The sequence below is a fragment of the Kytococcus sp. HMSC28H12 genome, from assembly GCF_001816045.1.
Taxonomy (GTDB): domain Bacteria; phylum Actinomycetota; class Actinomycetes; order Actinomycetales; family Dermatophilaceae; genus Kytococcus; species Kytococcus schroeteri.
Genome location: NZ_KV824453.1, coordinates 1 through 1,541, shown reverse-complemented (window position 1 = coordinate 1,541; position 1,541 = coordinate 1). Strand labels below are relative to the sequence as shown.

The window sequence follows — 1,541 nt, the reverse complement described above, 5'->3', positions numbered from 1 at the left end:
TGGCCGCCTCGCCGGCCACGCCCGCCTCGGCCACCGCGTCCGCCCTCGGGCTTCCGGGCGGACTTCAGGTCCCCCGCCTCGTCGAGGCGCTCGGCGTCCAGGCCCGCGCGGGTGCGCTGGGCGTCCGGCAGCTCACCGGTGACGTCGGTGGGGATCTGCAGGTCGGCGTAGAAGTGCGGCGAGGTGGAGTAGGTCTCCGCCGGCTCCGGGGCGCCCAGGTCGAGCGCGCGGTTGATGAGCGCCCAGCGGTGCAGGTCGTCCCAGTCCACGAGGGTCACGGCCGTGCCCCGCTTGCCGGCGCGGCCGGTGCGGCCGATGCGGTGCAGGTAGGTCTTCTCGTCCTCGGGGCACTGGTAGTTGACCACGTGGGTGACGTCGTCCACGTCGATGCCGCGGGCCGCCACGTCGGTGGCCACGAGCACGTCCACCTTGCCGGTGCGGAAGGCGCGCAGGGCCTGCTCGCGGGCGCCCTGGCCGAGGTCGCCGTGGATGGCGGCGGCCGCGAAGCCCCGCTCCACCAGCTGTTCGGCCACCTTGGCGGCGGTGCGCTTGGTGCGGGTGAACACGATCGACAGGCCGCGGCCCTTCGACTGCAGCAGGCGGGCCAGCATCTCCACCTTGTCCATGGCGTGGGCGCGGTAGACGAACTGGTCGATCGCCTCCACGGTGGCGCCCGCGCCGGGCACCTCCTCCATGGCCCGGATGTGGGTGGGCTGGTTCATGTAGCGGCGTGCCATGGCCACCACGGCGCCGGGCATGGTGGCGGAGAACAGCATCGTCTGGCGGCCGGCCGGCGTGAGGGAGAGCAGCTTCTCCACGTCCGGCAGGAAGCCCAGGTCGAGCATCTCGTCGGCCTCGTCGAGCACCACGGTCCGCGCGTGGGCCAGGGTCAGGTGGCCGCGCTCGGCCAGGTCGATGAGGCGGCCCGGGGTGCCCACCACGATCTCCACGCCGCGCTCCAGGGCCTCGATCTGCGGCTCGTAGGCACGCCCGCCGTAGACGGTGAGCACGCGGATGCCGCGCTGGGCGGCGGCGCGCTCGAGGTCGCTGGCCACCTGCAGGGCGAGCTCACGGGTGGGGGCCACGGCCAGGGCCTGCGGGGCGCCGGGCTGCTCCAGGGCGTCGAAGCCTGGGTCCTTGGGGGCCACCACATGGTGCACCATCGGCACGCCGAAGCCGAGCGTCTTGCCGGTGCCGGTCTTGGCCTGGCCGATGATGTCCTGGCGGTCCAGGGCCACCGGCAGCGTCATGGCCTGGATGGGGAAGGGCGTGGTGATGCCGGCCTCTTCCAGGGCGGCGGCGATCTCGGGGTGGATGCCGAAGTCGGCGAAGGTCTTGTCGCTCATGGATCTCCTGATCGGGCGCCGGTGGGGCGCTGTCTGCGGGCCGATCGGAGGTCTCTCTGGGTGTCCGCGCGCGTCTGCGCTGCTGCGGGCCGGGGTCGTCGCGCCCCGTTCACGGTGTGCCGACCGGGCACCGGGTGTCCGGGCCATCCTAGGGGCACCGCGGCACCTGGGGCCGGTGCACGACGACGCCGCGCC

The 1,541-nt window shown here is 73.9% G+C and carries 1 protein-coding gene; it reads right to left on the bottom strand.

What is annotated here, in order from left to right; genetic code table 11:
- The coding region (locus HMPREF3099_RS06175) for a DEAD/DEAH box helicase (protein ID WP_070705187.1) at positions 1-1,346 on the bottom strand (1,346 nt) is incomplete at its 3' end.
- Positions 1,347-1,541 lie beyond the last annotated feature (195 nt).